22 protein-coding genes and 1 tRNA gene are annotated in these 25,939 nt (G+C 72.5%); 13 read left to right on the forward strand and 10 right to left on the reverse strand.

The window, feature by feature from the left end; translation table 11 throughout:
- On the reverse strand, positions 1 to 1,626 hold the full coding sequence (locus tag AC2H4J_RS11515) for a GAF domain-containing sensor histidine kinase (RefSeq protein WP_487465012.1): 1,626 nt from the start codon (positions 1,624 to 1,626) through the stop codon (positions 1 to 3).
- Positions 1,627 to 1,695: 69 nt separating this feature from the next.
- Positions 1,696 to 2,241 (reverse strand): universal stress protein, encoded by a 546-nt coding sequence (locus AC2H4J_RS11520; protein WP_487465013.1) that lies wholly within the window; start codon positions 2,239 to 2,241, stop codon positions 1,696 to 1,698.
- A 295-nt stretch (positions 2,242 to 2,536) separates the two neighbouring features.
- Between AC2H4J_RS11520 and AC2H4J_RS11525 the strand changes: the two genes are divergently transcribed.
- The 4 genes from AC2H4J_RS11525 (at position 2,537) to AC2H4J_RS11540 (ending at position 8,059) form a co-directional block, all read left to right on the forward strand.
- Positions 2,537 to 4,555, forward strand: a complete 2,019-nt coding sequence (locus AC2H4J_RS11525; protein ID WP_487465014.1) for a putative bifunctional diguanylate cyclase/phosphodiesterase — start codon at positions 2,537 to 2,539, stop codon at positions 4,553 to 4,555.
- A gap of 35 nt (positions 4,556 to 4,590) precedes the next feature.
- Positions 4,591 to 6,069: a flavin monoamine oxidase family protein gene (locus AC2H4J_RS11530; protein ID WP_487465015.1), complete on the forward strand. Its 1,479-nt coding sequence runs from the start codon at positions 4,591 to 4,593 to the stop codon at positions 6,067 to 6,069.
- A 309-nt stretch (positions 6,070 to 6,378) separates the two neighbouring features.
- Positions 6,379 to 7,329 (forward strand): hypothetical protein, encoded by a 951-nt coding sequence (locus tag AC2H4J_RS11535; RefSeq protein ID WP_487465016.1) that lies wholly within the window; start codon positions 6,379 to 6,381, stop codon positions 7,327 to 7,329.
- On the forward strand, positions 7,316 to 8,059 hold the full coding sequence (locus tag AC2H4J_RS11540) for a class F sortase (protein ID WP_487465017.1): 744 nt from the start codon (positions 7,316 to 7,318) through the stop codon (positions 8,057 to 8,059). The genes AC2H4J_RS11535 and AC2H4J_RS11540 overlap by 14 nt, the downstream gene beginning before the upstream one ends.
- 29 nt (positions 8,060 to 8,088) lie before the next feature.
- On the opposite strand, the gene AC2H4J_RS11545 is transcribed toward AC2H4J_RS11540, so the two are convergent.
- From AC2H4J_RS11545 to AC2H4J_RS11560, 4 genes are all read right to left on the reverse strand, one after another.
- A tRNA-Gly gene (locus AC2H4J_RS11545) sits at positions 8,089 to 8,162 on the reverse strand.
- Positions 8,163 to 8,215: 53 nt separating this feature from the next.
- Positions 8,216 to 9,172 carry a methyl-accepting chemotaxis protein gene (locus AC2H4J_RS11550; protein WP_487465018.1) on the reverse strand — a complete coding sequence of 319 codons (957 nt, stop codon included), beginning with the start codon at positions 9,170 to 9,172 and terminating at the stop codon, positions 8,216 to 8,218.
- A complete protein-coding gene (locus AC2H4J_RS11555; RefSeq protein ID WP_487465019.1) occupies positions 9,172 to 9,750 on the reverse strand; it encodes a PAS domain-containing protein in 579 nt (192 codons plus the stop codon). Before AC2H4J_RS11555 ends, AC2H4J_RS11550 begins: the two co-directional genes overlap by 1 nt.
- Positions 9,751 to 9,879: 129 nt before the next feature.
- Positions 9,880 to 12,609 (reverse strand): S8 family serine peptidase, encoded by a 2,730-nt coding sequence (locus tag AC2H4J_RS11560; protein WP_487465020.1) that lies wholly within the window; start codon positions 12,607 to 12,609, stop codon positions 9,880 to 9,882.
- Between the two features lie 163 nt (positions 12,610 to 12,772).
- Here AC2H4J_RS11560 and dcd point away from each other — a divergent pair, with 163 nt between their 5' ends.
- Entirely contained in the window at positions 12,773 to 13,357 is a 585-nt protein-coding gene (gene dcd, locus AC2H4J_RS11565) for a dCTP deaminase (RefSeq protein WP_487465021.1), read from the forward strand.
- Here dcd and AC2H4J_RS11570 read toward each other — a convergent pair.
- Genes AC2H4J_RS11570 through AC2H4J_RS11580 form a run of 3 tightly spaced genes read right to left on the reverse strand, consistent with a single transcriptional unit; the run spans position 13,354 to position 17,999 of the window.
- The gene (locus tag AC2H4J_RS11570) at positions 13,354 to 14,688 is read right to left on the reverse strand and encodes an MFS transporter (protein WP_487465022.1); all 1,335 of its coding nucleotides are present in this window, start codon (positions 14,686 to 14,688) and stop codon (positions 13,354 to 13,356) included. The two genes, dcd and AC2H4J_RS11570, sit on opposite strands and share 4 nt — an antisense overlap.
- Before the next feature lie 50 nt (positions 14,689 to 14,738).
- Positions 14,739 to 15,695: a DUF389 domain-containing protein gene (locus tag AC2H4J_RS11575; protein WP_487465023.1), complete on the reverse strand. Its 957-nt coding sequence runs from the start codon at positions 15,693 to 15,695 to the stop codon at positions 14,739 to 14,741.
- 9 nt (positions 15,696 to 15,704) lie between these two features.
- Positions 15,705 to 17,999: a heterodisulfide reductase-related iron-sulfur binding cluster gene (locus tag AC2H4J_RS11580; RefSeq protein ID WP_487465024.1), complete on the reverse strand. Its 2,295-nt coding sequence runs from the start codon at positions 17,997 to 17,999 to the stop codon at positions 15,705 to 15,707.
- Between the two features lie 221 nt (positions 18,000 to 18,220).
- On the opposite strand from AC2H4J_RS11580, the gene AC2H4J_RS11585 reads away from it, so the two are divergent.
- Together AC2H4J_RS11585 and AC2H4J_RS11590 are read left to right on the forward strand one after the other, a co-directional pair.
- Positions 18,221 to 18,550 (forward strand): PadR family transcriptional regulator, encoded by a 330-nt coding sequence (locus tag AC2H4J_RS11585; RefSeq protein WP_487465025.1) that lies wholly within the window; start codon positions 18,221 to 18,223, stop codon positions 18,548 to 18,550.
- Entirely contained in the window at positions 18,547 to 19,557 is a 1,011-nt protein-coding gene (locus tag AC2H4J_RS11590; RefSeq protein ID WP_487465026.1) for an HAAS signaling domain-containing protein, read from the forward strand. Before AC2H4J_RS11585 ends, AC2H4J_RS11590 begins: the two co-directional genes overlap by 4 nt.
- A gap of 530 nt (positions 19,558 to 20,087) precedes the next feature.
- Here AC2H4J_RS11590 and AC2H4J_RS11595 read toward each other — a convergent pair.
- Positions 20,088 to 20,612, reverse strand: coding sequence for a type IV toxin-antitoxin system AbiEi family antitoxin domain-containing protein (locus tag AC2H4J_RS11595; RefSeq protein ID WP_487465027.1), 525 nt, complete (start codon positions 20,610 to 20,612; stop codon positions 20,088 to 20,090).
- Positions 20,613 to 20,615: 3 nt separating this feature from the next.
- Between AC2H4J_RS11595 and dnaK the strand changes: the two genes are divergently transcribed.
- From dnaK to AC2H4J_RS11625, 6 genes are all read left to right on the forward strand, one after another.
- The gene (gene dnaK, locus AC2H4J_RS11600) at positions 20,616 to 22,472 is read left to right on the forward strand and encodes a molecular chaperone DnaK (RefSeq protein WP_487465028.1); all 1,857 of its coding nucleotides are present in this window, start codon (positions 20,616 to 20,618) and stop codon (positions 22,470 to 22,472) included.
- Positions 22,469 to 23,131, forward strand: coding sequence for a nucleotide exchange factor GrpE (gene grpE, locus AC2H4J_RS11605; RefSeq protein WP_487465029.1), 663 nt, complete (start codon positions 22,469 to 22,471; stop codon positions 23,129 to 23,131). The genes dnaK and grpE overlap by 4 nt, the downstream gene beginning before the upstream one ends.
- Before the next feature lie 31 nt (positions 23,132 to 23,162).
- Positions 23,163 to 24,374, forward strand: a complete 1,212-nt coding sequence (gene dnaJ, locus AC2H4J_RS11610) for a molecular chaperone DnaJ (RefSeq protein ID WP_487465030.1) — start codon at positions 23,163 to 23,165, stop codon at positions 24,372 to 24,374.
- Positions 24,371 to 24,817 carry a heat shock protein transcriptional repressor HspR gene (locus tag AC2H4J_RS11615; RefSeq protein ID WP_487465031.1) on the forward strand — a complete coding sequence of 149 codons (447 nt, stop codon included), beginning with the start codon at positions 24,371 to 24,373 and terminating at the stop codon, positions 24,815 to 24,817. The genes dnaJ and AC2H4J_RS11615 overlap by 4 nt, the downstream gene beginning before the upstream one ends.
- The gene (locus AC2H4J_RS11620) at positions 24,814 to 25,308 is read left to right on the forward strand and encodes a MarR family winged helix-turn-helix transcriptional regulator (protein ID WP_487465032.1); all 495 of its coding nucleotides are present in this window, start codon (positions 24,814 to 24,816) and stop codon (positions 25,306 to 25,308) included. The genes AC2H4J_RS11615 and AC2H4J_RS11620 overlap by 4 nt, the downstream gene beginning before the upstream one ends.
- 114 nt (positions 25,309 to 25,422) lie before the next feature.
- Positions 25,423 to 25,908, forward strand: a complete 486-nt coding sequence (locus tag AC2H4J_RS11625) for a MarR family winged helix-turn-helix transcriptional regulator (protein WP_487465033.1) — start codon at positions 25,423 to 25,425, stop codon at positions 25,906 to 25,908.
- Positions 25,909 to 25,939: the final 31 nt, after the last annotated feature.

Genomic DNA, 25,939 nt, shown 5'->3' on the forward strand with positions numbered 1-25,939 from the left:
TCAGCCGGCCGCCGGCCGGGGCACCGTCCAGCTGACCATGGTCCCGGACCGGCCGCTGGAGCAGACCATCCGGCCGCCGCGCCGCTCCGCGCGGTCGTCGAGGTTGGCCAGGCCGCTGCGCACGGTGATCGACGGGAGTCCGCAGCCGTCGTCGGTGACCACCACCGACACGGTGTCGCCGACGGTCACCTCGACGGTGAACCGGGACGCCCCGGCGTGCCGGACGACGTTGGTGACCAGCTCCCGCACGACCGCCACCATCTCGTGCACCAGGTCCGGGGGGAGATCCTCGACCTCGTTGCGGACACGCAGGTCCGGGCGCAGGTCGCGCCCCTCGGTCACCGATCGCACCACCTCGCCCAGCCGCCGCCGGACGGTGACCGGCGAGGCGTCGTCCGCCTCCTGGAGCGCGAAGATCGCGGTGCGGATGCGGGCGATGGTGCCGTCCAGCTCGTCGACCCGCTCGCCGATGCGGGCGGCCACCTCGGGCTCCTTCTCGGCGAGCGAGCGACTGATCCGGTCCAGGGCCAGGCCGGTGGCGAAGATCCGCTGGACGACGTGGTCGTGGAGGTCGCGGGCGATGCGGTCCCGGTCGGCCTGGACCTGCAGGCGCCGTTCCCGCTCCTGCGCGCGGGCCAGCTCGAGCACCACCGACGCCTGGGCGGCGAACCCGGCGAGCAGCTCCAGCTCGTCGGGGGTGAACTGCTCCCGTCCCGCCGTGCGGACCACCGCGAGCAACCCCCGGCCGGGGCCGTCGCCGAGCGGAGCGGTCATCGCGGGGCCGAAGCCGGTGGTCACCTCGAGGGCGGCGGGCGATCTCAGCCCGAGCAGGGGTGCGGCGTTGACATTCTCGATCAGGCGGGGGGCGCGGGCCTGCTGCAGCTGCTCCAGGTAGCTGCCGGGGCCCGAGGGGAACCGGACGCCTTCGACGTCGCCGGCCGCGGGGCCCACGGCCGCCACGATCGTCATCGCCGAGTCGTCGTCGACGCTGGGGGCCAGGACGCCGGCCATGTCGGCGTTGCAGAGCTCGCACACCTGGGTCGAGACGGCCCGGAGCACGTGGTCGACGTCCGCGCCGGACAGCAGCGCCGTGGCCATCTCCGTGGCGGCCGCGCCCCAGCGGCTGCGCGTCTCGGCGCGCTCGGCCATGCGGGCGTTCTCGATCGCCATCCCGGCGACCGTGGCCAGGGCCCGCGCCACCTCCTCGTCGGCCGCCGTGAACGCGCCACCGGTGCTCTTCTCGGTGAGGTAGAGGTGGCCGAAGACCTCGTCGCCGACGCAGACGGGGACCCCGAGGAACGAGCGCTGCGCGGGGTCGTCGCGCTGAGCCTCCCCGGTCCCGAGCAGGGTGAGGATCCCGTGTTCGTCCGGCGGCTGCCCGAAGGGCCCGGGGTCCGCGGTGCCCGCCCCCACGGTCACGAACCGGTCGAGCCGTCGGCCGTCGGGCGAGAGCACGCCCATCGCCCCGTAGGCGGCGTCGAACTGCCGTACCGCCGCCTGCACGATGTGGTGCAGCGTCGCTTCGAGTTGGCTGCCGGAGGCCGCGGCCTGGAGCGCGGCGGTCAGTGCCGGCGCGACCGTGATGTCGCTGGGGGCATCCGCCGGGGCGCCGTCGGGCGGGGTCACGGCCCGACGGTAGAAGGCGCGGCCGGTGACCGGAAGCGGTCCCCCCGCGAGCGACCGAAGGACGCCGTGTCAGGCGCCACGGGCGAGCGGACGCCGGGTCGGTGGGCGGGGCACGGCCTGGCGGAGCAGCGTCTTCCCCCGGGCTCCGACGAACACGAGGTCGGCACCGCTCCTCGCTGCGGCCAGGGCCTCGAAGACGGGCCGCTCGAGGACAGCGGTCTGCGTCCGTCCGTGCACCCCCGTCTCGGCGATCGCCCGCAGCACCTGGGCCTCGAGACGCTCGCGGGCGATGAGGTGGGCGCGCACGAGGGCTCGACCGCCCCCGTCCAGTGGATCGCCGTCGGGGGCGTGCAGGACGGCGACGGCGACGACGGTGGCCTCGCGGCGGGCGGCCTCGCGCAGCGCCCACACGAGCGCGCCATGGCCGGCGGTCGAGCCGTCCACCTCGACGACCAGCCACGGGTTCTGGCGACGGGGGAGCAGCGGGGGCAGGCGCAGTGGCTCGACGCCCTGGCCGCGCGCCGAGGTGGCCGGTTCGGTCGACTCGGGCTCCGTCGCGGGCGGCTCCGCGTCGGGGGCCGACTCGGGCTCCCGGGCAGGTCGGATGTCGCTCATGAACCGATCGTCGCGGCCGTTCCGGGAGTCCGGCAGGGACCAAGGACCCGGGGCGGGACCATCAGAGCGTGACGACGCCGTTCCGTCTCCAGGAGGCTGCGTGTCCGTACTCAGAGTGATGAGGAAAACCAGCTTGGTGAGGGATTTCCCGCAGTGTCTCCGCAATCGTGTGCGCGTTCGGCACGCAGCGTAGGGATCACCCCGTCGGGGGGAGCGGCCCGAGCGCGCTCAAGGGATCTGCGCCACGTCCCGATAGACGGGTATGGGCCTCCTCCGTCGGCTGCGCGGCGCGAGCATGCTGATCCGCTTCGGCGCGATCAGCCTGCTGCTGACGCTCGCCGTGGGCGGGGTGCTCGCATCCGTGCTCAGCAGCTCGATCACCGAGCGCGCCCAGCAGCAGGCCGAGTCCACCGTGATCGTCGCCGTCCGGCTGGGGCTCATGCCGCAGCTGACCCCGGAGGACTTCGCCCGTGGATTCGACGGGGAGCGGCTGGCCGGTGTCGCGCAGGCCATCGACGCGGCCGGATCCCAGCTGCGAGCCGGTGGTGGCCGCCTGGACGATCTCGACCCCGTCGAGCTGACCATCTTCAACTCCGACCGCACCATCGTCTACTCCGGCGACCCCGAAGAGATCGGCACCACGTCGACGTCCGAGGAGCTGGGCGACGCACTGGCGGGGAAGGTGGTGTCCGGCTTCTCGCACACCGCCGACGACTCCGCCGACAGCGAGAGCGGCTCCCGCCGCCTGCTGGAGGTCTACGTCCCGGTCCAGTACGAGGGCTCCGCCACGCCGGACGGCGCCGTCGAGCTCTACCTGCCCTACGGCCCGGTCGCCGCGGCGGTCAGCCACGACGTCCGCACCCTCCTGACCACGCTGGCCGTCGGCCTGGCGGTCTTCTACGCCGTGCTGTTCCGCTTCGTCGCCTCGGCCTCGCGCCGGCTGCAGCGACAGGGCGAGGAGCTGCGGGACTCCGCCGTCCGCGACCGGCACCAGGCCACCCATGACGCGCTGACCGGCCTGCCCAACTGGGAGCTGCTGCGCGACCGCCTCGAGCAGGGCCTGGCCGCCGCCACCCGGTCCGAGCACGAGATCGCGCTGCTGCTGATCGATCTGGACCGCTTCAAGGAGATCAACGACAGCCTGGGTCACACCTACGGCGACAAGCTGCTGCGCCAGGTGGGCCCGCGCCTGCAGTCGGTCCTGCGGGACGGGGACACCGTCGCGCGCCTGGGTGGCGACGAGTTCGCCGTCCTCCTGCCGTCGGTGGACGGCGTCGCCGAGGCCCAGGCCGTCGCCGACCGGCTCAGCCGGTCGCTGCACCTGCCCTTCGACGTCGACGGCGTCGCCCTGGACATCGAGGCGAGCATCGGCATCGTGCTCTCCCCCTGGCACGGCACCGACACCGAGGAGCTCCTGCGCAACGCCGACATCGCGATGTACGCCGCGAAGGAGCTCAAGGCCGGCGCCGTGGTCTTCGAGGCCGACCGGCACGTCACCGCACCCTGGCGGCTGACGCTGCTGGGCGATCTCCGCCGCGCGCTCGAGGGCACCGACGAGCTCTTCCTGAACTACCAGCCGAAGTACACGCTCGACGGCGAGCGGATCGAGGGCGTCGAGGCGCTGCTGCGCTGGCAGCACCCGACCGAGGGGCTCATCCCACCCGATCAGTTCATCCCGGTCGCCGAGGGCACCGGCATCATCCTGCGGCTGACCGAACGAGTCCTGAACATGGCCCTCTCGCAGATGCGCGCCTGGCTGGACGCAGGCCACGCCGTCCCCGTGGCGGTGAACCTGTCCACCCGTTGCCTGCTCGACGCGGGCCTGCCCGACATGGTGCAGCGGCTGCTGGCCGAGCACCGCGTCCCGGCCCGCCTGCTGCGCCTGGAGGTCACGGAGAGCGCCGTCATGGGTGACGCGGCGCGCTGCATGGAGGTCCTCCAGCGGCTGCACGACCTGGGCGTCCGACTGTCGATCGACGACTTCGGCACCGGTTACAGCTCCATGGCCTATCTCCGCCGGCTGCCCGTCGACGAGCTCAAGGTCGACCGCTCGTTCGTGCTCGGCATGACGACCAACACCGCGGACGCCGTCCTGGTGCGCACCGCGATCGACCTCGGCCACAACCTCGGCCTGACCGTCGTCGCCGAGGGGGTCGAGGGCGCCGAGCACGTGCACGCGCTGCGGGCGCTCGGCTGCGACATCGCGCAGGGCTACCACTACGCCCGGCCCATGCTCGGCGAGGCGCTCGGCGAGCTGCTCGACCGGGTCGGCTCGATCCACGACCCCGAGGGCACGGTCCGTACCGGCGCGTGAGCGTGACGATCGGTGACGTCGCTCGTTGACGTCGCATGCCTGAGCTCTCTCGCCGTCAGCTGGTGTCCGGCGCCGCTTTCGCGGCCGCGGGTGCCCTCGTGCTCCGTCCGGGTCCGGCCATGGCGGCTCCCGTCGGCGGCCGCGCGGTCGATGCCGACGTCGTCGTCGTGGGCGCGGGCCTGGCGGGCCTGACCGCGGCCCGCGTGCTCAGCGCCGCCGGTCGCCGGGTCGCCGTCCTCGAGGCGCGCGACCGGGTCGGCGGACGCACGCTCAACCACGCGCTGCCCGGCGGGCACGTGGCCGACCTGGGCGGCACCTGGATCGGACCCACACAGAACGCCGTCGCGGCGCTGGCCGCCGAGCTCGGCCTGGCGACGTTCGCCCAGGTCGACGAGGGGAACGCGCTCTACAACCGCGACGGGACCCTGCTCCCGTACCCCAGTGGCGGGCCCACCGGCGGGGCGCCGCCGGACCCGACGATCCTGGCCGACCTGGTGGCTGTCATCGCGCTGGTCGACCAGCTGTCCACCGAGGTGCCGGTCGAGGCGCCGTGGACCGCGGACAAGGCCGAGGAGTGGGACAGCCAGACGTTCGACACCTGGCTGCGGGAGCACACCGTGTCGCCGCAGACCCGCAGGGTCGCCGCAGCCGCGTTCAACGCCCTGTTCGGCGGCGAGGCGCGGGAGATCTCGCTGCTGTACGCGCTCTGGTACGTCGCGTGCGCGGGCGACGAGCACAACCCGGGCACCTTCGAGCGGCTCATCGACGTGCGGGGCGGGGCGCAGGAGCGCCGGTTCGTCGACGGCGCCCAGTCGATGTCGTTGCGCATGGCGGCCGCACTCGGCGACCGTGTCCAGCTCTCGACGCCCGTGCGGAAGGTGCTGCAGACGGCGGACGGCGTGCAGGTGGTGAGCGACCGGCTGACCGTGCGGGCCCGTCACGCGGTGCTGGCGCTGCCGCCGAACCTGGCGGCCCGGATCGAGTACGACCCGCCGCTGCCCAGCGCGCGCGACCACTACACGCAGCACAGTCCTGCGGGCCGCCTGATCAAGGTCGAGGCTCTCTATCCCCGACCGTTCTGGCGCGACGCCGGGCTGTCCGGAGCAGTGGTGAGCGACACCGGGCCGGGCAAGATCTGCTACGACGTGACGCCGGCCGACAACAGCCTCGGCGGCCTGCTCGCATTCGTGGGCGGCGACGAGGCGCGGACGTGGGGGGACGACCACGAGGCGCTGAAGGCCGCGGTCGTCGAGCAGTTCGTCGCCTTCTTCGGGCCGCAGGCCGCGACGCCGACCGCCGTCGTCGTCCAGGACTGGAGCGACGAGGCGTGGAACCGCGGCGGTCCGGTGCACCTGCTCCCGCCCGGCGCGCTCACCCAGGACCGCGACGCGATCTGGGCGCCGGTCGGGCGGATCCACTGGGCGGGCACCGAGACGGCGACCTTCTGGCACGGCTACATGGACGGCGCGATCTCGTCGGGCCGCCGCGCCGCCGCGGAGGTCCTGAAGGCCTGACGCCGATGCCGGGGGCGGATCGGCGGTACTCACCGAGAGTCACCGGCGCCGACGTTCCAGGTGCCCGCGGGGGCTTCTCCCGGCGACATCGTCGACGCTGCGTGACCGACCGTCACCCGATCAGGCGACAGCCGGTTCACCTGATCGGCTGAACCTGCCCCTATCCGGCTGCTCCGCCCGCATGGCCGCCCGGGTGCGTGGCAACCCGGGCCCCGTCACATACGGGGGGCGCATGGCGCTGCGGTCATCGCGGTCATGCGGGTACGGCGCGCCGCGCCGCCTCCCCCGACGGGGAGAAGGAGAACCAGAATGAGCGTGCGGAGAACTGCTGTCCGGATCGGAACCGGTGTCTTCGTCGGCAGCGCGACGCTGATGTTCGGCGCAGGAGCGGCCCTGGCCGCCCCGGGAGCCGACCACGGTGCCAGCGGCGACAAGGTCACCATCTGCCACGCCACAGGATCGGCCAGCAATCCCTTCGTCGTCATCACGCCCAGCGCCGAGGGTGTTCTGCACGGCCACTACGACCACCAGGACCAGCGGGACATCATCCCGCCGTTCACCCTGCGCGGAGAGTCCTACCCGGGCCTCAACTGGGACTCCGGCAAGTCGACCTTCGACAACGGCTGCCGCGTGCCGGGCGGCTCCGGCACCCCGGAGGCCCCGGGGGGCGACGGCCCCTCCGGCGAGGGTGACCACCCCGGTGGCGACGGTGGGCACTCGGGCGGCGACACGCTGAAGGTGACCATCTGCCACGCGACCGGCTCGCAGACGAATCCCTTCGTCGTGATCTCTCCGGATGCCGAGGGCGTCATCGAAGGCCACTACGGTCACCAGGACCAGCGGGACATCATTCCGCCGTTCACGTACGACGGGCAGTCCTACCCCGGCCAGAACTGGGACAGCCAGGGCAGGGCCACCTACGACAACGGCTGCACGCCGCCGAGCACGTCCGGCACTCCGGGGACCCCGGGCACGCCCGGCACGCCCGGCACCCCGGGTACGCCCGGCACCCCCGGCACGTCGGCGGGGACCCCGGTGGTGACCCCGGCCGGCGTGGGCGTCGTGCCCACGCGCGGCGCCGGGACGGCGGTCCGCTCGCCGCGCACCACCTACGCGGCGCCGTCGGGCAGCGTCCACGCCGGCCAGTTCGACGACGGCCTCTCCGCCGCGCAGGGCGTCGGGATCGCACTGGTGGCCACCGCCGCTCTGGGCGCCGGGGTTGCCGTGACTCGCCGCCGGCTGGGGCGTGTCCACGCCTGAGCGCCGACACCGGGCTCGTCGGCTCGCCTGGCTGGGCGGAGCAGTCGCACTGATCCTGGGCCTCGCCCTGATCGTGAGCGGCCGCTCCCCCAGCCAGGCCGGCCCGCAGTTGGCCCCGGTGGCTGTTCCGGATGCGGAGCCTTCTGGCGCCGCGACGGTCCTCGCCGCCGGGGCGCCCCCGGGACACGGATCGACCTGCGCTGATCGTCCGGGCGTACCGGTCGGGATCACGGTCGAGGGGGCACGGGCCCAGAACACCCCGGTGGAGGCGCACGGATTGCAGAACGACGGCACCCTGTACGTGCCGCAGGATCCGACGGTGGCCGGATGGCTGGACTACGCGGCGGTGGGGCCGGGCGCTGACCACGGCTCGGCCGTCCTGACCACCCACGTCAACTACGACCGCGTGCTCGGCGCCTTCGGCGACCTCACGACGTATCGGCCGGGCCAGCGCATCAGTGTCGCGCTGAGCGACGGCAGAACGCTGGGCTATCACGTGGTGACGGCAGCCTCCATGGGTTTCCCCACCACGGCGACGGCGCTCGTCGTCGACAAGAGGCAGCTGGACGACGATCCCGGCCTGCGCGCTCGCATCTTCGACTTCGAGGGCGCCTGGTCGGACGCCGGCGGTCCCGCGTGCGGACGGCTGGTGCTCGTGACCTGCTCAGGACAGGTCGTGAACCACGACTACCTGGACAACGCCTTCGTCTTCGCCGTGCCGGACCAGTGATCACCGCAGGAAGGACGGGGCAGCGGACGTGGAGCGGGTGACGAGAATCGAACTCGCACTGTCAGCTTGGGAAGCTGATGTTCTACCATTGAACTACACCCGCGAACGGCCGCCAGAGTACCTGGCGGCCGTTCGCGTTCGGCAGTAGCCCCCTGATCAGCGGCGCATCTCCGCCAGGAATCCGGTCGCCTCCGAGCGCAGCCGCTCGGCCATCTGCGAGAGCCCCGTGATGTCGTCCCCACCGGCGGCCAGGGACGACGAGCCGTCCACCGCCGCGGCGATCCCGTCGACCAGGGCGTTCATCTCGTCGACCGTCGTCCCCACGTTGCTCATGCCGCTGGCGACGCCTTCCGACGCCTGCCGGATCTGCTCGACCTGGGCCGTGACCTGCTCGGTGGCGCGACCGGTCTGGTCGGCCAGGTCCTTGACCTCCGAGGCGACGACCGCGAACCCCTTGCCGGCCTCACCGGCGCGCGCCGCCTCGATGGTGGCGTTCAGTGCCAGCAACCGGGTCTGCGCTGCGATCGAGTCGATCATGGCGATGATCTCCTTGATCTCGGCCGACGACTGCGTCAGCGAGGTGATCGTCTCCTGGGCGGTGCCGACCTCCGTGCTCGCCGCCTCCGCCGCCGCGGTGAGGCTCGAGGCGGACGCGCTCATCTCCGTCGACGCCGTCGCCACCTGCTCGGACATCGCGAGGACGACGGACTCGAACTCGTCGGCCAGCCGCAGCCGCGACGTCTGCGCCTCGGTCACCCGTCCCGCCGTCTCGCGCATGGCATCGCGGGCGCCGTTGATGTCGACGGCGCTCTTGCGGAACGCGCCGAGCAGTCCGGTCAGCAGCAGCTGCCGGTGGAACCTGCCCTCCGCTGCCGACGTCAGCGCCGCGGACGATTCGCGGACGAACGCGTCGGACACGTCGAGGACCCGGTTGACCGAGTGGTGGGCGGCGTTCAGCTCGGGGATCGACGCAGCCTCAGGGGCGAGCTCGAGGCGCGCCTCGAGATCGCCCCGGGCGGCCGCCTCGCACGTCTGCGTCAGCCGGGCCACGAAGGCGCGGTAGGCCTCGAGCTCCTCGTGCGCGCTCTGGCCCCGGGCGCCGCCGCGTCCCATCACGTCTCCTCGCGATTGATGATCGACCAGACGAACTCGTCGTAGGAGCTCGCCTGCTCCGCGAGGACCTGCTGGAGGAGCGCGCTGGACGCCTGCACCGCCGCCTTGGCGTTCGGCTGGCGACGCTCCTCGGCGAGCAGCCGCGTGTACAGCGGCTGGACGACCTCGACGGCGCGTGCTGACGGCTTGCGGCGGTTCGAGTGGTACCCGATCACCCGACCGTCGATGCCGTAGGACGGCGTCACGTGGGCGAGCACCCAGTAGTGCCCGCCGTCGCAGGCCAGGTTGTTGATGTAGGCGAAGATCTCCCGGCCCTCGCCCAGGGTGTCCCAGAGCAGCTTGTACACCGCGCGTGGCATCTCCGGATGCCGGATGAGGTTGTGCGGCTGCCCCACGACCTGGTGCATGTCGTAGCCGCTGACGCGCAGGAAGACGTCGTTCGCGTAGGTGATGACCCCGCGGGGGTCCGTCTTGGAGACGATGAGCTCGTCTGCGGCGAACGACCGTTCCCGGCCGGTCGGCCGGATGTCGCGGTGCGCGGCGCGTGGCGCCTGAACCGCGGGCTGGGTGCCCAGCACGTGCCTCCCTCGTCGAATTGATGTCCGCTCAGTCATCGGCAGTCGAGGGGGTTATCGGAACGGTTCCGGACGTGCTGCGCCCCGTCCGCAGGGGGGAAGTCGGACGGGGCCCAGCGGTTCGTGCGGTGCCTAGATGGCCACCCCGGAGCAGGACGCCGAGCAGTCCATCGACCAGATCGCGCCGATGGCGGTGAACTTCGTCGTCCGCACGAGACGCTCACCGTTCGGCCCGGTCACGACTACCGGAGCCGAGGACCCCGACCCGCTGGAGCCGGAGCCGCCGGTGCCCGTGCCGCTGCCGGGGCTGCCCCCGGTGCCCGTCCCCGTGCCGGTGCCCGTCGCGCCGGAGCCGGAGCCGGTGTCGGTGCCGGTGCCGGTGCCGGTGCCGCTGCCGGTTCCGGTCCCCGTCCCTGGGGTTCCGGTTCCGGCTCCCGATCCGCCGGAGGCCGCGCCGGCGACGTAGGTGAGCGCATCGGTGAGCACCTGCTCGGTCCCGTCGGTGGCGAAGACGTGCACGCCGTACGCGCCGGTGGCCCGGGCGGGGGTCCGGAAGGCGATGCTCGTCGACGAGGACGAGACGACCGATGCCGTGGCCGATGCGCCGATCAGCACCCGGGGGTTGCTGGGCAGCGACGTCCCCGTGATGGTCACGAGCGTGCCGCCGGCGATGTCGACCGTGGTGGGAGTCATCGCGGTGATCCCGAAGGGGCCCGATCCCGGGAAGGACGCGGAGCCACCAACCCCCGGGGCCGGGGCGGTGCCCGAGCCGGCGCCCCCCGAGCCGGTGCCGCTGCCGCTGCCGCTGCCGGAGCCGCTGCCGCTGCCGGAGCCCGTGCCGGTGCCGGAGCCCGTGCCGCTGCCGGAGCCCGGACCGGCGCCGGGGTCGCTGGAACCCGTGCCCGTGCCCGGCGACGCGGTGCCTTCGGCGACGACCACCGGGTCCGGAGCGGGCGTGCCCGAGCCCGGGCCAGCGCCCGTGCCGGAGCCCGAACCCGTCCCTGTGCCGGTCCCCGTGCCCGTCCCTGTGCCTGTGCCGGTCCCCGTGCCCGTGCCGGTGCCGGTGCCCGTGCCGGAGCCGGTGCCCGAACCCGAACCGGTGCCGGAGCCCGTGCCGGAACCGGTGCCGGTGCCAGTGCCTGAACCTGTGCCGGTCCCCGGCGCTGTCACCGCGATGCCGACCAGCAGGGGCGCCGCGAAGGTCCGCCCGAGGATGGTGCCGTCGCGGTACAGCTGCACCGTCAGCACGTAACGCCCGTCGCCGAGCTCCATCGAGGGGGAGAGACTCAGGCCGGACAGCGAGCTCGCCGTTCCGAGGGAGAACAGCGCCTCGCCCGTGTCGTCGGTCGTCAGGGTCGTGCCGCCCAGCGTCAGGTCCTTGCCCGAGAGGGCGAAGATCTCGCCGCGCTGCTCCATGCCGAGTCCGAGCGCGACCGAGTAGTCGCCCGTCGCGTCCGCCCCGGCCGCCGCGATGCCCGGCGCGACCACGCCGGCCGGCGCGGTCATCGACGTGAACGTGTATCGGACCGCACCGAGCGCGCCGTCGGCCAGCGAGCCGATCGACAGCCGTCCGCCGGTCACCGACCTGCCCGCGAACGCCGGCATCGGGTCCACGTCGTCCAGCAGGGCCTGCTTGAGCTCCGTGGCGGTGGCGTCCGGCCAGGCGGCGCGGTACAGGGCGTACGCGGCCGCCACCTGCGGGGCGGCGATCGAGGTGCCGCTGACCAGACGGAAACCGCCGTCGTTCCACGTCGTGAGGACCAGCTGGCCCGGCGCGAACAGGTCGACGGTGGTGGCACCGTAGGCCGAGAAGGGCGAGATGTGGTCGGCGGCGGTCGAGCTGCCGACCGTCACGATGTTGGTGTCGGCCAGCGCCGCCGGGTACAGCGGCGACGTGTCGCGGTTCGCGGCGTCGTTGCCCGCCGCCGCGACCACCAGCACGCCGTGCGCGCCGGCGTAGGCGATGGCCGACTCCAGGCTGGTGAGGGCCGAGCCGGTGACCGCACCGCCCCAGGAGGCGTTGATGACGTCGGCGCCGTGGTCGACGGCGTAGCGGATCGCCTCGGCGCCGAGGTTCACGTCGACGCCGGAGCCGCTGCCGATGACCAGCGGCATGATCGTGACGTCGGGGGCCACGCCGGCCGTGCCCAGGCCGTTGCCCACGCGGCCGCCGATGACGCCCGCCACGCTCGCGCCGTGCTGGCCGTCGGCGCCGTTGTCGACGTCGGGGGAGTTGCTCGCGAAGTTCCACCCGTGGCAGTCGCCGGCCTTGCCGTTGCCGTCGGTGTCGGTCGACCCGCAGGACTCGGCCGGGTTCGTCCACAGCGCACCGGCGAGCTCGGGGTGGTCGGAGTCGTAGCCGGTGTCGACGACCGCGACGATCCGGCCGTTGCCGGTGCCGCCGGCCCAGCCCTCGGGTGCGTCGACGTCGGCGTTCGCCACGGCCGGGGAGGGCTGGTCGTAGGAGTTGGTGCCGGTGTTGTCGAGGTTGTAGCCGTACCGGGGGAAGTACGGGTCGGTGATCGTGCCGAGCACCGGCACCGAGGTGGAGAACTCGGCGTCGGCGACACCGGGCACCACCTCGAGGGCCTGCGGCGGCAGCCCCTTGGTGGCCACCAGGGCCCGGCCGCCGCTGAGTCGCTGGGCACTGACGATGCCGTCGGTGGCCTCCAGCGCCGGCAGCAGCGCCGCGGCATCCCCGGACGAGGCGGTGAGCACGTAACGGGTCAGGCCGTCGCCGGGACCGAAGTCGGTCGCCACGGCGACCGAAGGCAGCGCCCACGCCGAATAGACGGCCGCGCCCGCGTACCCCGCGGTCACGGCGGCGGCCAGGATCAGCGCCTGGACCCGCTTGGTCGTCATCCGTCGCCCTCCGGACGCGGACCCCCGGGCCGTCCGGAGTCGTCCGCACCGGATGGCCGGCGGCGGGCGTGCGTCTACTCCGGTGGTGAACGGCGTGTCCGGTGAGCTCATTGAGGAGGTTCGCCCGGTCGGGTGATCCAGGCGATTCCCTAGACTCCGCGCCATGCTGCTGTCCGACCGCGACATCAAGGCCTCGATCGCCGAGGGGCGCCTCGGGCTCGATCCCTACGACGCCGGGCTGGTGCAGCCCTCGAGCATCGACGTCCGGCTGGACCGGTACTTCCGGGTCTTCAACAACTCGCGGTACACCCACATCGACCCCGCCCTGCAGCAGGACGACCTGACGACGCAGGTGGAGCCGGACCACGACGAGCCGTTCGTGCTGCACCCCGGCGAGTTCGTGCTCGGGTCCACCCTCGAGGTCGTCACGCTCCCCGACGACCTGGCGGCCCGGCTCGAGGGGAAGAGCTCTCTCGGCCGGCTCGGGCTGCTCACGCACTCCACGGCAGGGTTCGTCGATCCCGGGTTCTCGGGCCACATCACGCTCGAGCTCTCCAACGTGGCCAACCTGCCGATCACGCTCTGGCCCGGCATGAAGATCGGCCAGCTCTGCATGTTCCGGCTGACCAGCGCGTCCGAGCACCCGTACGGGTCGGCGGTGTACGGCTCCCGCTACCAGGACCAGCGCGGCCCCACGCCGTCCCGCTCCTACCGCAACTTCACCCGCGCGGAGACGCGACGTGCCTAGCCGTGGGACCCGGGGTCCGTCCTGACGTGGACGCTGACCGGCGCCTCGGCGCCGGCCACCTCCAGGACGTCGTCGCAGTGCGCGGTCGACGACCATCCCGGTACGAACCGGTTCACCTCGTCGTCGGCGTACCGCTCCCGCGTCATGAACCAGCCGGTGACCGCGAGCACCACCACCCCGGCGAGCACCAGGACGAACATCGGCACGTAACTGCCGGTGGCGCCGAGCAGCACACCGACGAGCAGGGGGCCGACGGCGGAGATGACGTATCCCCAGCTCTGCACGTAGGTGGACAGGGCGGCGGTCGTCTCGGGGGTGCGCGCCCGTAGCCCGATGAGGGTGAGGATCATCGGGAAGCACGCCATGGCGACCGACAGCACGATCATCCACAGCCACGGGGCGGTGCGCGGGGCGGCCCAGAGCCCGATCCAGCCGACCGAGTAGCAGACCAGGAACCCGAGCAGCAGCGGTCGCTGGGCGCGCGGGCGCACGGTCAGCGCCGGGATGAGGGCACTCAGCGGGATGCCGATGACCTGGTTGAGGCCGAGCAGCAGCCCGGCGGCCGCGGCGGTGAGGCCGGCGTCCCGGAGGTAGGAGGCCGACCAGCCGATCACGATGTAGGCCTCCAGGCCCTGGACCCCGAAGAACACCATCAGGGCCAGCGCCATCCGGCTGTGCCGCAGGTCGAGCAGCCGGACGGCGGTGTGCGTGCCGCGGGAGGCGCCGGGATTCGCCCGGACGAACAACCAGGGCCCGGCGGCGAGCAGGGCGAAGACCGCCCAGACGCCGAGTGCCCATCGCCATCCGCCGTCGCCCATGGCCGCGGCGATCGGCGCGGTGGACACGGCCGCCACGGTGGCGCCGACCGACATCGCGGTGCTGTACGCGCCGACCAGGAGGCCGGTCCGGGTCGGGAAGTAGCGCTTCACCAGGCTGGGCAGGAGGACGTTGCCCAGGGCGCCGCCCACCATCGCCAGCACCGTGCCGAGCAGGAACAGCCAGAACGCCGGCGCGACGGCGCGGACCACGAGCCCCGCGGCCATGGTGGCCAGCGCCCCGCTGAGCACGTGGGAGTCGCGGAAGCGCGCCGACAACCCGGGACCGGCGAACCCGATCAGAGCGAAGCAGAGCACCGGCATCGTCGTCACCAGGCCGGCCAGTCCGCTGGAGATGCCCAGCCCGTGCTCGATCTCGCGGAGCACGGGCCCGATGCTGGTGACCGCCGTCCGCAGGTTGACGCCGGTCAGGACGATCGCCACGCCGATCAGCAGCAGCCCCCGGCGGTGCTGGCCGGGCGCGGACGGGGCGGAGGCTGCGGTAGTGCGGGTCACCCCGGCATGGTCCTCCAGGCCGGGCTGTGACCCACGCCCGGCCCGCGAGGTCACCGCCTGGCGGTGTGCATCCGGGGCACGACGCCCGGCACCCGGCGCCACACGGTGCGCTGGACGGCGAGCGTGATCGTCGCCGCGACCAGGATGCCCGCCAGGTTGATCCCCAGCTGGGTGGCCGAGCTGCGGAACTCCGGGCCGCCGCCGAGCGCCAGCGAGATCGCCATGTCCGCGGCCGCCGGCACCGTGGTGACGGAGATGAACACGCCCACCAGGGCTCCGCTCTTCGCCGAGGTCAGCGACAGGACGCCGGCCACTCCGGCCAGGACCGCGACCACGAGCGACCACGTGTCGGGATGGGTGATGAAACCGGTCTGCGGACGGTCGGCACCCAGCATCTCGCGACCGACCCAGCCCAGACCGCGACCCGCGAGGGTCAGGCATGCCGTCAGCCCGATCGCGACCACGAAGCCCAGGACCAGGGTGGTCGCGGCCCGGCGCGCGTGCGCCGGCCTGCGCTGCACGGCGGCGACGGCCAGGCCGGCCAGCGGTACGAACTCCGGGCCCAGCACCATCGCGCCGATGGTGAGGATGGCCGAGTCGTTGATGATCGCGATCGCGGCCAGCATCGTCGCGATGCTCAGAAACGCCAGGTAGGAGACCGAGAGCGTGGAGTCGGCGTCCGTCGTCCGGACCACCTGCTCCCAGACGACGGCGTCCGCCGCGTCGCCGGGCGCCCGCTCCTCGGCCTCCTCCGCCGCGTGGGACACCGCCGCGTCGATCGACGTGAGGGCGATCGCGCCGTCACGGTGCACGCCGAGCTCGCGCAGGGCGCTCACGAGCGCGTCCGCGGACTCCCGGGCGACGTCAGCGAGCACCAGGTCGCCGGCGGGGGACACCGACGCCCCCGGCAGGACGGCGAGGTGCGCCGTCCCCGCGTCGCTCTCGAACAGCTCGCGCACCCGGTCGGTGCGGTCCGGGGGCACGGTGACCCGGAGCTGGAGCAGCACGTGTGGCGGCTAGCTCGGGTCGCCGTGTCCCGTGGCGGGGGAGCCGGTGCCCGCCGGGTCGTCGGCCACGTCGCCGACTTCGGGGCCCGACGCCGTGCCCTGGGCCCCGACCGGTGCCATCGAGCGCAGCAGGATCTGGCTGACGTCCAGGACCTCCACGTGGTCCTTCGCCTCGCCGTTCTGCTTCTTGGTGTTCAGCGCGTCGCTGAGCATCGTGATGCAGAACGGGCAGGCCGTGGAGATGACGTCCGGATCGAGCTCGAGGGCTTCCTCGGTGCGCTCGGCGTTGATCCGCTTGCCGATCTTCTCCTCCATCCACATGCGCGCGCCGCCGGCGCCGCAGCAGAAGCCGCGGTCCTTGCAGCGGTGCATCTCCTGGGTGGAGAGGCCCTGGACGGAGTCGAGGATCTCGCGCGGCGGCGTGTAGACCTTGTTGTGCCGGCCGAGGAAGCACGGGTCGTGGTAGGTGACCTTGCGGTCGACCGGCGTGACCGGCGTCAGCCGGCCCTCCTCCACCAGGGTGCTGAGCAGCTGCGTGTGGTGGATGACCTCGTACTCACCGCCGACCTGCGGGTACTCCCGGCCGAGGGAGTTGAAGCAGTGCGGACAGGTCGCGACGATCTTCCGCATGCCCGGCACGCGGCCCTCGAAGGCGGCGTTCAGGGTCTCGACGTTCTCCATGGCCAGTTGCTGGAAGACGAACTCGTTACCCATGCGGCGGGCCGGGTCGCCCGAGCAGGTCTCGCCCGAGCCGAGGACGGCGAACTCGACGCCGGCGATGTGCATCAGCTCGGCGACGGCCTTGGTGACCTTCTTGGCGCGGTCGTCGATGGCGCCGGCGCAGCCGACCCAGAACAGGTACTCGACCTCGTAGGGGATCGGGCCGTCGACCATGCGGACCTCGAAGTCGAGCTCCTTGATCCACTCCTCGCGGACGTTGCCGCCCACGCCCCACGGGTTGCCCCGGTTCTCCAGGTTGCGCAGCATCACGCCGGCCTCGGAGGGGAAGTTGCTCTCGATCAGCGTCTGGTAGCGGCGCATGTCGAGGATGTGGTCGACGTGCTCGATGTCGACCGGGCACTGCTCGACGCAGGCGCCGCAGTTCGTGCAGCTCCACAGGACGTCGGGGTCGATGACCCCGCCCTCCTCGAGGGTGCCGACCAGCGGGCGGTGGGCCTGGGCGTCGTTGGTGCCCTCGATGCGCGCGTAGCCGGACGCCCAGGCCTGCTCGTCGCTGGGCCGCAGGACGTCGAAGTCGGGGACGGTCTCACTCGCCGTCTGCGCGCCGAGCAGGTACGGGGCCTTGGCGTACAGGTGGTCCCGCAGGTCCATGATCAGCATCTTCGGGCTCAGCGGCTTGCCCGTGTTCCAGGCCGGGCACTGGCTCTGGCACCGCCCGCACTCGGTGCAGGTGGTGAAGTCGAGCATCCCCTTCCACGTGAAGTCCTCGATCTTGCCGCGGCCGAAGATGTCGTCCTCGCCGGGATCCTCGAAGTCGATCGGCTTGCCGCCGCTGGTCATCGGCAGCAGCGGGCCGAGCGCGGGGGCGCCGTCGGGGTTGCGCTTGAAGTAGATGTTGAAGAAGGCGCTGAACCGGTGCCAGGCGACGCCCATGTTCAGGATCCGGCTGATGACCACGAGCCAGGTCAGGCTCACGACGATCTTGACGAACGCCACGACCGTGAGCAGGTCGGGGCTGGACGGCAGGACCGTGGCCAGGGCCCCGGAGATGGGGTGCGACCAGCCCGGCGCGTCGGTGAGGTCGCTGGAGATCTTCAGCGCGCGGATCAGCAGGATGCAGATGCCGACGGTGATGACGACGAACTCGACGAAGTAGCCGCGGCCCTCGTTCGTGCCGGCGAAGCGGCTCTTGCGGCCCAGTCGGCGCGGGTGGTCCTTCTGGCGCCGGTAGATCAGGTAGACGATCCCGAGGATCGTGCCGGTGCCGATGACGTCGGCGAAGATGTTCCAGAGGAACCACTCACCGATCAGCGGCAGGTGGAACGCCGGGTTCCAGACCTCCCCGAACGCCTCGACGAGGCTCAGGAACAGGCCGTAGAAGCCGACGAAGACGAACCAGTGGGCGACGCCGATCGTCGACCACTTCAGCATCCGCGTGTGGCCGAGCGACTCGATCGCCAGCGTCTTGAAGCGGTCCTTCGCCGGCCCGAACCGCGTCCCGTCGGGCTGGCCGGTGCGGATGATCCGCACCATCGCGCGCACCGCCCGGTAGGCCATGACCGACGACACGATCAGGAACAGGACGCTGATCGTGCCCAGCACGATCTGCAACGGGCCGGTCATCTTTTCCTCCCGCGTACGCCTGGTGGCGTTCTTCGCTCACGTCCGCCACTCGGCGACGCCAGAGTGATCATCGGCGCACGCGGCGCCCCCCGCACGATAGCGGTCGCCCTCGGCGCCTACTCATGGGTAACCCGACACGCCGCCGGTCCTCAGTTCCGGACGGTACTCCGCATTGAGCACTACCGTCCCGTCCGTCGCAGTGCACGGGACCGGGAGGTGGAGTGGACGCCAGTCAGTTGCTCAAGGGGGTGCTCGACGTGGCCGTGCTCGCCGTCGTCCGCGATGCCGACGGCTACGGCTACGACGTCGTCCGCCGGCTCCGTGTCGCCGGGCTCGAGGACGTCGGCGACGCGTCGGTCTACGGAACGCTGCGGCGGCTCTACTCCGCCGGCGCGCTCACGTCCTACGTCGTCCCGAGCGACGAAGGGCCACACCGCAAGTACTACGCGATCAACGACAGGGGGCGTTCGGTGCTGGAGGACTCGACCAAGACGTGGAGGACGTTCGCCGACACCGTCGACCGTCTCGTGGGCGGACCGGTGGCGGCATGAGCGCGCCGACGGTCTCACCCACGCAGGCCCCGGACTATCTGGCCGCGGTGGAGCGGGAGCTGAGCGACCTGCCCGCCGAGGACCGCAGCGCCCTCCTGGAGGATCTCGCCCTCCATCTGGACGCGCTCGCCGCCGAGGACGACGACCGTCCGCTCGCCGTCCGGCTCGGTTCGCCGGACGCCTACGCGGCCGATCTCCGTGCCGCCGCCGGCCTGCCGCCGCGGGCGACCGGCGGCCGGCCGGGGGTGCGCCCACGCGTGGACGCCGTGCTCTCCTCGGCCGCCTACCGGCGGGCGTTGCCGGCCCTGCGTGCGACCGGGCGGCTGCTGGTCGAGTTGCGGCCCGCCTGGTGGGTGCTGCGCGGATATCTGCTCGTCCTGGTGCCCTGCCTGCTGGGTTCCGACTACGTGGACGACCTTCCGGTGCCGGCGCCGATGGGCAGCCACGCACTGGGCGTCGTGCTGGTGCTCGGGGCGATCGCCGGGTCGGTGACCCTGGGCCGGCGGAAGCTGCCCAAGGCGCTGGGTGCGGTCGTCGTCGCGGGAGGGGTCCTGTTGGTCCTGGCGTCGGTGACCGTCGCCGGGGACGTGCGGCACGACGTCGCCGGGAAGATCAACGCCGCGGCCTGGGCGCCCGGACCGCAGGTGCCGGACGAGACCTACCCGCTGCTCTCGCGCCATGGGCCCGTCACCGACGTCTTTCCCTACGCCGCCGACGGGACGCCGCTCGAGGGGGTCCTCCTCTACGACCAGGACGGGCGGCCGCTCAAGGTCGGCCTCCAGGAGTGGTGGGCCGACCAGTGTGCCCGCCGGCTCCAGCAGCCGGAGGCGGCCGACGGCGTGCCCGTGCCCAACTCGTACCCGCAGTCCTACGAGCTCGTGCCGGGCAACGTGAGCATCTACGGCACCGCGATGGCCCCCGGCGCCTGCGTCCCGGACCGACCGCGGCCCGACGTCCCCCTGCCCACGTTCCCGGCGGCGTCGGTCGCCCCTGACCCCGGCAACTGACGCGTCGCCACCGCAGGTTCGGTCCGCCGTCCTCACGTTGCAGCAGGAGGACGGCGGACCGGACGTGAGGTCGGTACGTCTCACGCCGCGCGGATCACTCCCCGCCTGCGCGGGACGGCGGTGAAGCGGCGGATCGCCGGCCCCGGCGAGGCCAGTAGTTCACGGAGTCGTTGCTCCACTCCCGGAGGCGCCCGGCCAGTGACGGACCGCCGCGGCGGCGCTGCGCAGCTGGTCGGGCGTCGTCCCCTCGGCCAGTAGTGCGGCATCCATGGCGATGACGGCATCCTCGAGCGGCCACTCCCGGGGGCGATCCACGAGGGTCCGCGCGGCGGACGTGAGCCGGACCGGCCCGGTTCGCCAACGTTCCGAGGGGTCGAGCGGTGCGCGCACCATGCGCCGGTCCCGCCCGCGTCGCCACTGTTCCGTGTCGGTCAAGCGGATCGTGGGATCCAGGAGCCGTGGGACGGGCAGCCTCCAGAGGCGGGCCGCGGAGCCGTGACCGGCGAATGCTGTCGAGCGGCCGAGGCTCATCAGGACGGCGAGGCAGTCCACGTCGTGGCGGCGCCCCCGTTGCTCGGCGGCTGTAGGTCGGACGCGCTGATCAGGACGCCGCGGCGGATCCGAAACCAGCGGCCGGTCCCGCAGAGACTGCGTATCTCGCTGTGTCGGTACCCCGCTGCGATCGCCTCGGCAGTCGTGAACAGGTCGAACCGTCGCTCTGCCCGGGCTCTCGACGCAGGATGCATGGGCAGAGCTTGCGGACGTGCGACCCGTCGTGGCCGGCCCGCTCGTCGCACGTGGATGGCGCCCACTCCTGTGGAGGGCGACCCATGCGTTTCGTCCGCGGACCATGCGGTGCAGCGTGACCTTCGCGGACGGAACGTGAAGTCGGTGGAGAACGGCAGGAAATTCGACGCGCCCCGGGGAACAGGACCGCCATGCCTGCCGTTAGTCTGGGCAGGAAAGTTGAGTGGACCCCGCGCAAGGCACGCTGGGGCTCCGACTGACCAGAGACAGAGACCAGGCATCACCCCAGCACACGGAAGAGAGGCCATTCCATGGCTCGAGCGGTCGGTATCGACCTCGGCACCACGAACTCCGTCGTCACCGTCCTGGAGGGCGGCGAGCCGACGGTCATCGCGAACTCCGAGGGTTCCCGCACCACCCCGTCGGTCGTCGCGTTCGCCAAGAACGGCGAGGTCCTCGTCGGCCAGTCGGCCAAGAACCAGGCCGTCACCAACGTCGACCGCACCATCCGGTCCGTCAAGCGCCACATGGGCACGAACTGGACGACCGAAGAGATCGACGGCAAGAAGTACACGCCGCAGGAGATCTCCGCCCGCATCCTGCAGAAGCTCAAGCGGGACGCCGAGACCTACCTGGGCGAGCCGGTCACCGACGCGGTCATCACGGTGCCGGCCTACTTCGAGGACGCGCAGCGCCAGGCCACCAAGGAGGCCGGTGAGATCGCGGGCCTCAACGTCCTGCGCATCGTCAACGAGCCGACCGCGGCCGCGCTGGCCTACGGCCTGGACAAGGGCGAGACCGAGCAGACGATCCTCGTCTTCGACCTCGGCGGCGGGACGTTCGACGTCTCCCTGCTCGAGATCGGGGACGGCGTCATCGAGGTCAAGGCCACCGCCGGTGACAACCACCTCGGTGGTGACGACTGGGACCAGAAGGTCATGGACCACCTGGTGAAGACCTTCAACGCCAGCAACGGCATCGACCTGTCCAAGGACAAGCTGGCCATGCAGCGCCTCCGCGAGGCCGCGGAGAAGGCCAAGATCGAGCTCTCCGGCGCGCAGTCGACCAACATCAACCTGCCCTACATCACCGCCGGGGCCGAGGGCCCGCTGCACCTCGACGTCACGATCACCCGCGCCGAGTTCCAGCGCATGACCCAGGACCTGCTCGACCGGGCCCGCGCGCCGTTCAACCAGGCCATCCGCGACGCCGGCATCTCCGTGGGCCAGATCGACCACGTCGTGCTCGTCGGTGGCTCGACCCGCATGCCCGCCGTCACCGACCTGGTGCGCGAGCTGACCGGCGGCAAGGAGCCCAACAAGGGCGTCAACCCGGACGAGGTCGTCGCCGTGGGCGCCGCGCTGCAGGCCGGTGTCCTCCGCGGCGAGGTCAAGGACGTCCTGCTCCTCGACGTCACCCCGCTGTCCCTGGGGATCGAGACCAAGGGCGGGATCATGACCAAGCTCATCGAGCGCAACACCACGATCCCGACCAAGCGCTCGGAGATCTTCACGACGGCCGACGACAACCAGCCGTCCGTGCAGATCCAGGTCTTCCAGGGTGAGCGCGAGATGGCGATCTACAACAAGAAGCTCGGCATGTTCGAGCTGACCGGTCTGCCGCCGGCGCCCCGTGGCGTCCCGCAGATCGAGGTCGCGTTCGACATCGACGCCAACGGCATCGTCCACGTCCACGCCAAGGACCTCGGCACGGGCAAGGAGCAGTCGATGACCATCACCGGTGGCTCGGCCCTGCCCAAGGACGACATCGAGCGGATGATGAAGGACGCCGAGGCGCACGCCGAGGAGGACAAGAAGCGCCGCGAGGAGGCCGAGACCCGCAACCTGGCCGAGTCGCTGCAGTACCAGACCGAGAAGTTCCTCGCCGAGAACGGCGACAAGATCCCCGCGGAGAAGAAGGAGGAGCTCGGCGAGGCCCTGACCGAGCTGCGCTCCGCCCTCGGCGGGTCCGACATCGCCGCCATCAAGGCCGCGCAGGAGAAGGTGGCCCGGGTGTCGCAGGAGGTCGGCGGCGCGCTCTACGCGCAGCAGGCCGAGGGTGCCGAGGCGCCTGCCGGCGACGGTCCGACGGCGGACGGCGCGGCCGGCAGCGACGACGACGTCGTCGACGCCGAGATCGTGGACGACGAGGGCACCGACCGCCGATGAGTGACAGGGAAGATCAGCCGCGGGTCGTCATCCGCGACAAGCGGCGCATCGACCCGGTGACCGGCGAGGTCCGGGTGCCGGCCGGCGACCAGCCGGCCGGCACCCTGCCCGGCCAGACCGCGACGACAGGGGAGCAGATGAGCGAGCACGAGACGCCGGTGGTCGACCAGCCCGCCGCAGGGGACGACCTGGCCCAGCAACTGGCCGAGCGCACCGACGACCTGCAGCGGGTCACTGCCGAGTACGCCAACTACCGACGGCGGGTCGACCGCGACCGCGCCTTGGTCGTCGACCAGGCGGCCGAACGGTTCGCGACGCAGCTGTTCCCGATCGTCGACGACATCGAGCGGGCGCGTGACCACGACGAGCTGACCGGCGGTTTCAAGCTCGTGGCCGACCGGATCGTGGGCCTGCTCGACGGCCTCGGCGTCGAGGCGTTCGGCGTGGCGGGTGACCCGTTCGACCCGACGCTGCACGAGGCGGTCATCCACGACACGTCGTCGGAGGTGAGCGTCCCGACCGCGACCACCGTGCTGCGGCAGGGTTTCCGCCGCGGCGACCGCGTCCTGCGGACGGCGATGGTCGGGGTGACCGACCCCGAGTCCCCGGCGGCGGCGATGCCGCCGGAGACGACGGACGAGACCGCGTCCACCGACTGACCGACCGACACCCGCGGAAGGGGGGCGCCCGGTGAGCACCCGGGACTTCATCGAGAAGGACTACTACGCCGCGCTGGGCGTCCCCAAGGACTCCGACGCCGCGGCGATCAAGAAGGCCTACCGCAAGCTGGCCACGGAACTGCACCCGGACAAGAACCCGGGCAACGCCGAGGCCGAGGCGCGCTTCAAGGACGTGTCCGAGGCCTACGACGTGCTGTCGGACACCAAGCGCCGTGCGGAGTACGACGAGGCGCGCCGCCTCTTCGGCGCGGGTGGGCGTGCCGGCGGCTTCCCGGGTGGCTTCCCGGGCGGTGGGGGCGGCTCGCAGACCTTCGACATCAACGACCTGTTCGGCACCGCCGGTTCCGCGGGCGGCCGGGCCGGCAGCGGCGGTCTCGGCGACCTGCTCGGCGGCCTCTTCGGCGGCGGCGGCGGAACGGCCGGCTCGGCCCGCTCGCGCAGCCAGGCCGCGTCCGGCCCCGCCCGCGGTCAGGACGTCGAGACCGAGGCCACGCTCTCCTTCGAGGAGGCGGTCCTCGGGGTGACGGTGCCGCTGCGCATGCAGAGCCCGGGCACCTGCCCGACCTGTCACGGCAACGGCGCCAAGCCCGGCACCAGCCCGCACACGTGCCCGGTCTGCCAGGGCGCCGGCGTCACCAGCCGGAGCCAGGGCGCGTTCGCGTTCTCCGAGCCGTGCCGCAACTGCCGCGGCACCGGCTCGGTGGTCGACGACCCGTGCCCCACCTGCGCCGGAAGCGGCGTGACCAGCCAGACCCGCACCATCACGGTGCGCATCCCGGCCGGCGTCAAGGACGGCCAGCGCATCCGGCTGGCCGGCAAGGGCGCCCCGGGACGGCGCGGCGGTCCGGCCGGCGACCTGTTCGTCGTCGTCCACGTCGCCGAGCACACGCTGTTCGGGCGCAAGGGCGACGACCTCACGCTGACCGTCCCGATCACCTTCGCCGAGGCCACCCTCGGGACGACGCTCACCGTGCCCACACTCGACGGCAGCGTCTCGCTGAAGGTGCCGGCCGGCACCGCCAGCGGCCGGACGCTGCGGGTGCGCGGTCGCGGGGTGCCCGCGAAGGGAAAGAACGGCGACCTGCTCGTCACCCTCGACGTCGCCGTCCCCGTGCGCCTGACCCCGGCGCAGCGCAAGGTCATCGAGAACCTCGCCGAGGAGATGAACGAGGACCCACGTCCGCAGATCACCGCGGCGGTGCAGGCAGGAGGCGAGAAGTGACCAGCCCGCAGGAGGCGGCCCGCGCCGTGTCGGACGACGCCGCCGTGTTCGTGATCTCGGTGGCCGCGGAGCTCGCCGGCATGCACGCCCAGACCCTGCGGCAGTACGACCGGCTGGGTCTGGTGAGCCCCGGCCGCACCCCCGGCGGCGGCCGCCGGTACAGCCCACGGGACGTCGCGCTGCTCCGCGAGGTGCAGCGGCTCTCGCAGGAGGACGGCGTCAACCTCGCCGGGATCAAGCGGATCATCGACCTCGAGTCGCAGGTCGAGGCGTTGCAGACCCGGGTGCACGAACTGCTGGAGGAACTCGCCGTGTCCGAGTCCCGCCGCATCCACGCGGAGACCAGCGTGCAGGCGATGTCGGCCACCTACGGGCGTGATCTCGTGCCGCAGAGCCGGCCGGGCTCGTCCCTGGTCGTCTGGCGCCCGCGGGCGCAGCGGTGAGCGAGCCCTCCGACGCTCACGAGGCATTCGTCGGGCTCGAACGGGAGATCGGCCTGCTCCTGCGTCGCTCGCGGGCCATCTCGGCCCGGCTGGCCGGCGAGCTGCACCCGGACCTGGACGGCGCCGCCTACGGCCTGCTGTCCCTGTTGCAGGACGCCGGGTCCCTCCGCGCCAGCGATCTCGTCGCGCGCATCGGCCTGGACAAGAGCACGGTCAGCCGCCAGGTGGCGCACCTGGTCGATCTCGGCCTCGTGCACCGTGAGGCGGATCCCGACGACGGCCGCGCCCAGGTGCTGACGCCGTCACCGGAGGGGTCCGCCCGCCTGGCGCGGATCCGTGACGTCCGGCGGGCGCGATGGGAGGACGACCTCTCCGACTGGCCGGCGTCCGACGTCGCGACGCTCGCCGGGCTGCTGCACCGGCTCAACCGCCTCGGCGACGCCCGGGAGGCCCGCGAGACCGAAGGCCGGATCGACCGCACCACCCGCTGATCAGCGTGAGTTCCTGCTCACAGTGAGGGACACGCGCGGCCGGGAATGTTGTAGACCGCAACCAAGGTTTGTAAAGTTGCGTTCTGCAAGCATCCGCATCAGCGAGGACATCCCATGCCCATCACCCCGTCGACCCGGGACCGCCTGACCTCGAGCATCGCCGCGCTCGTGCGCACCGGGCGGCACGTGAGCGCCCGGGCGGCCACCCAGCTCTACGGCGATCTGCCGTCGTTCGGCTGGGCTCTGCTCGTCCCCCTCCAGCGCAGCGGCGACCAGCGCTGCAGCGCCCTCGCCCACCAGGTGGGCGTCGACGTCTCCGTCGCGAGCCGGCAGCTGGCCGTCCTCGAGCGCCTGGGCTACGTCGAGCGCCGTCCCGACCCGCAAGACGGGCGGGCCAGCCTGCTCAGCCTCACCTCGGAGGGTGCGCGCGCCCTCGACGCCGCCCGCGAGCTCCGCGCCGAGTGGTCGCTGACCGCCCTGGCCGGCTGGGACGAGTCCGACGCCCGCGCGCTCAGCGACCTGCTCGACCGCCTGGTGGCCGACCTGGCGACGGCCGGTGTGCCGGCGTCCGCCCGGTCCGCCGTTCCCACCCCTCGATGACCCCGCCGACCACCCGCACGGCACTTCCCCT

It is taken from the genome of Blastococcus sp. OS1-29 (assembly GCF_057628075.1).

Bases quoted from the DNA above. Each gene is read 5' to 3' on its own strand.
- AC2H4J_RS11520 (WP_487465013.1), bottom strand. From the start codon at position 2,241: ATGAGCGACATCCGACCTGCCCGGGAGCCCGAGTCGGCCCCCGACGCG.
- AC2H4J_RS11525 (WP_487465014.1), top strand. From the start codon at position 2,537: ATGCTGATCCGCTTCGGCGCGATCAGCCTGCTGCTGACGCTCGCCGTG.
- AC2H4J_RS11530 (WP_487465015.1), top strand. From the start codon at position 4,591: ATGCCTGAGCTCTCTCGCCGTCAGCTGGTGTCCGGCGCCGCTTTCGCG.
- AC2H4J_RS11535 (WP_487465016.1), top strand. From the start codon at position 6,379: ATGAGCGTGCGGAGAACTGCTGTCCGGATCGGAACCGGTGTCTTCGTC.
- AC2H4J_RS11550 (WP_487465018.1), bottom strand. From the start codon at position 9,172: ATGGGACGCGGCGGCGCCCGGGGCCAGAGCGCGCACGAGGAGCTCGAG.
- AC2H4J_RS11560 (WP_487465020.1), bottom strand. From the start codon at position 12,609: ATGACGACCAAGCGGGTCCAGGCGCTGATCCTGGCCGCCGCCGTGACC.
- dcd (WP_487465021.1), top strand. From the start codon at position 12,773: ATGCTGCTGTCCGACCGCGACATCAAGGCCTCGATCGCCGAGGGGCGC.
- AC2H4J_RS11580 (WP_487465024.1), bottom strand. From the start codon at position 17,999: ATGACCGGCCCGTTGCAGATCGTGCTGGGCACGATCAGCGTCCTGTTC.
- AC2H4J_RS11590 (WP_487465026.1), top strand. From the start codon at position 18,547: ATGAGCGCGCCGACGGTCTCACCCACGCAGGCCCCGGACTATCTGGCC.
- AC2H4J_RS11595 (WP_487465027.1), bottom strand. From the start codon at position 20,612: ATGGCCTCTCTTCCGTGTGCTGGGGTGATGCCTGGTCTCTGTCTCTGG.
- dnaK (WP_487465028.1), top strand. From the start codon at position 20,616: ATGGCTCGAGCGGTCGGTATCGACCTCGGCACCACGAACTCCGTCGTC.
- grpE (WP_487465029.1), top strand. From the start codon at position 22,469: ATGAGTGACAGGGAAGATCAGCCGCGGGTCGTCATCCGCGACAAGCGG.
- AC2H4J_RS11625 (WP_487465033.1), top strand. From the start codon at position 25,423: ATGCCCATCACCCCGTCGACCCGGGACCGCCTGACCTCGAGCATCGCC.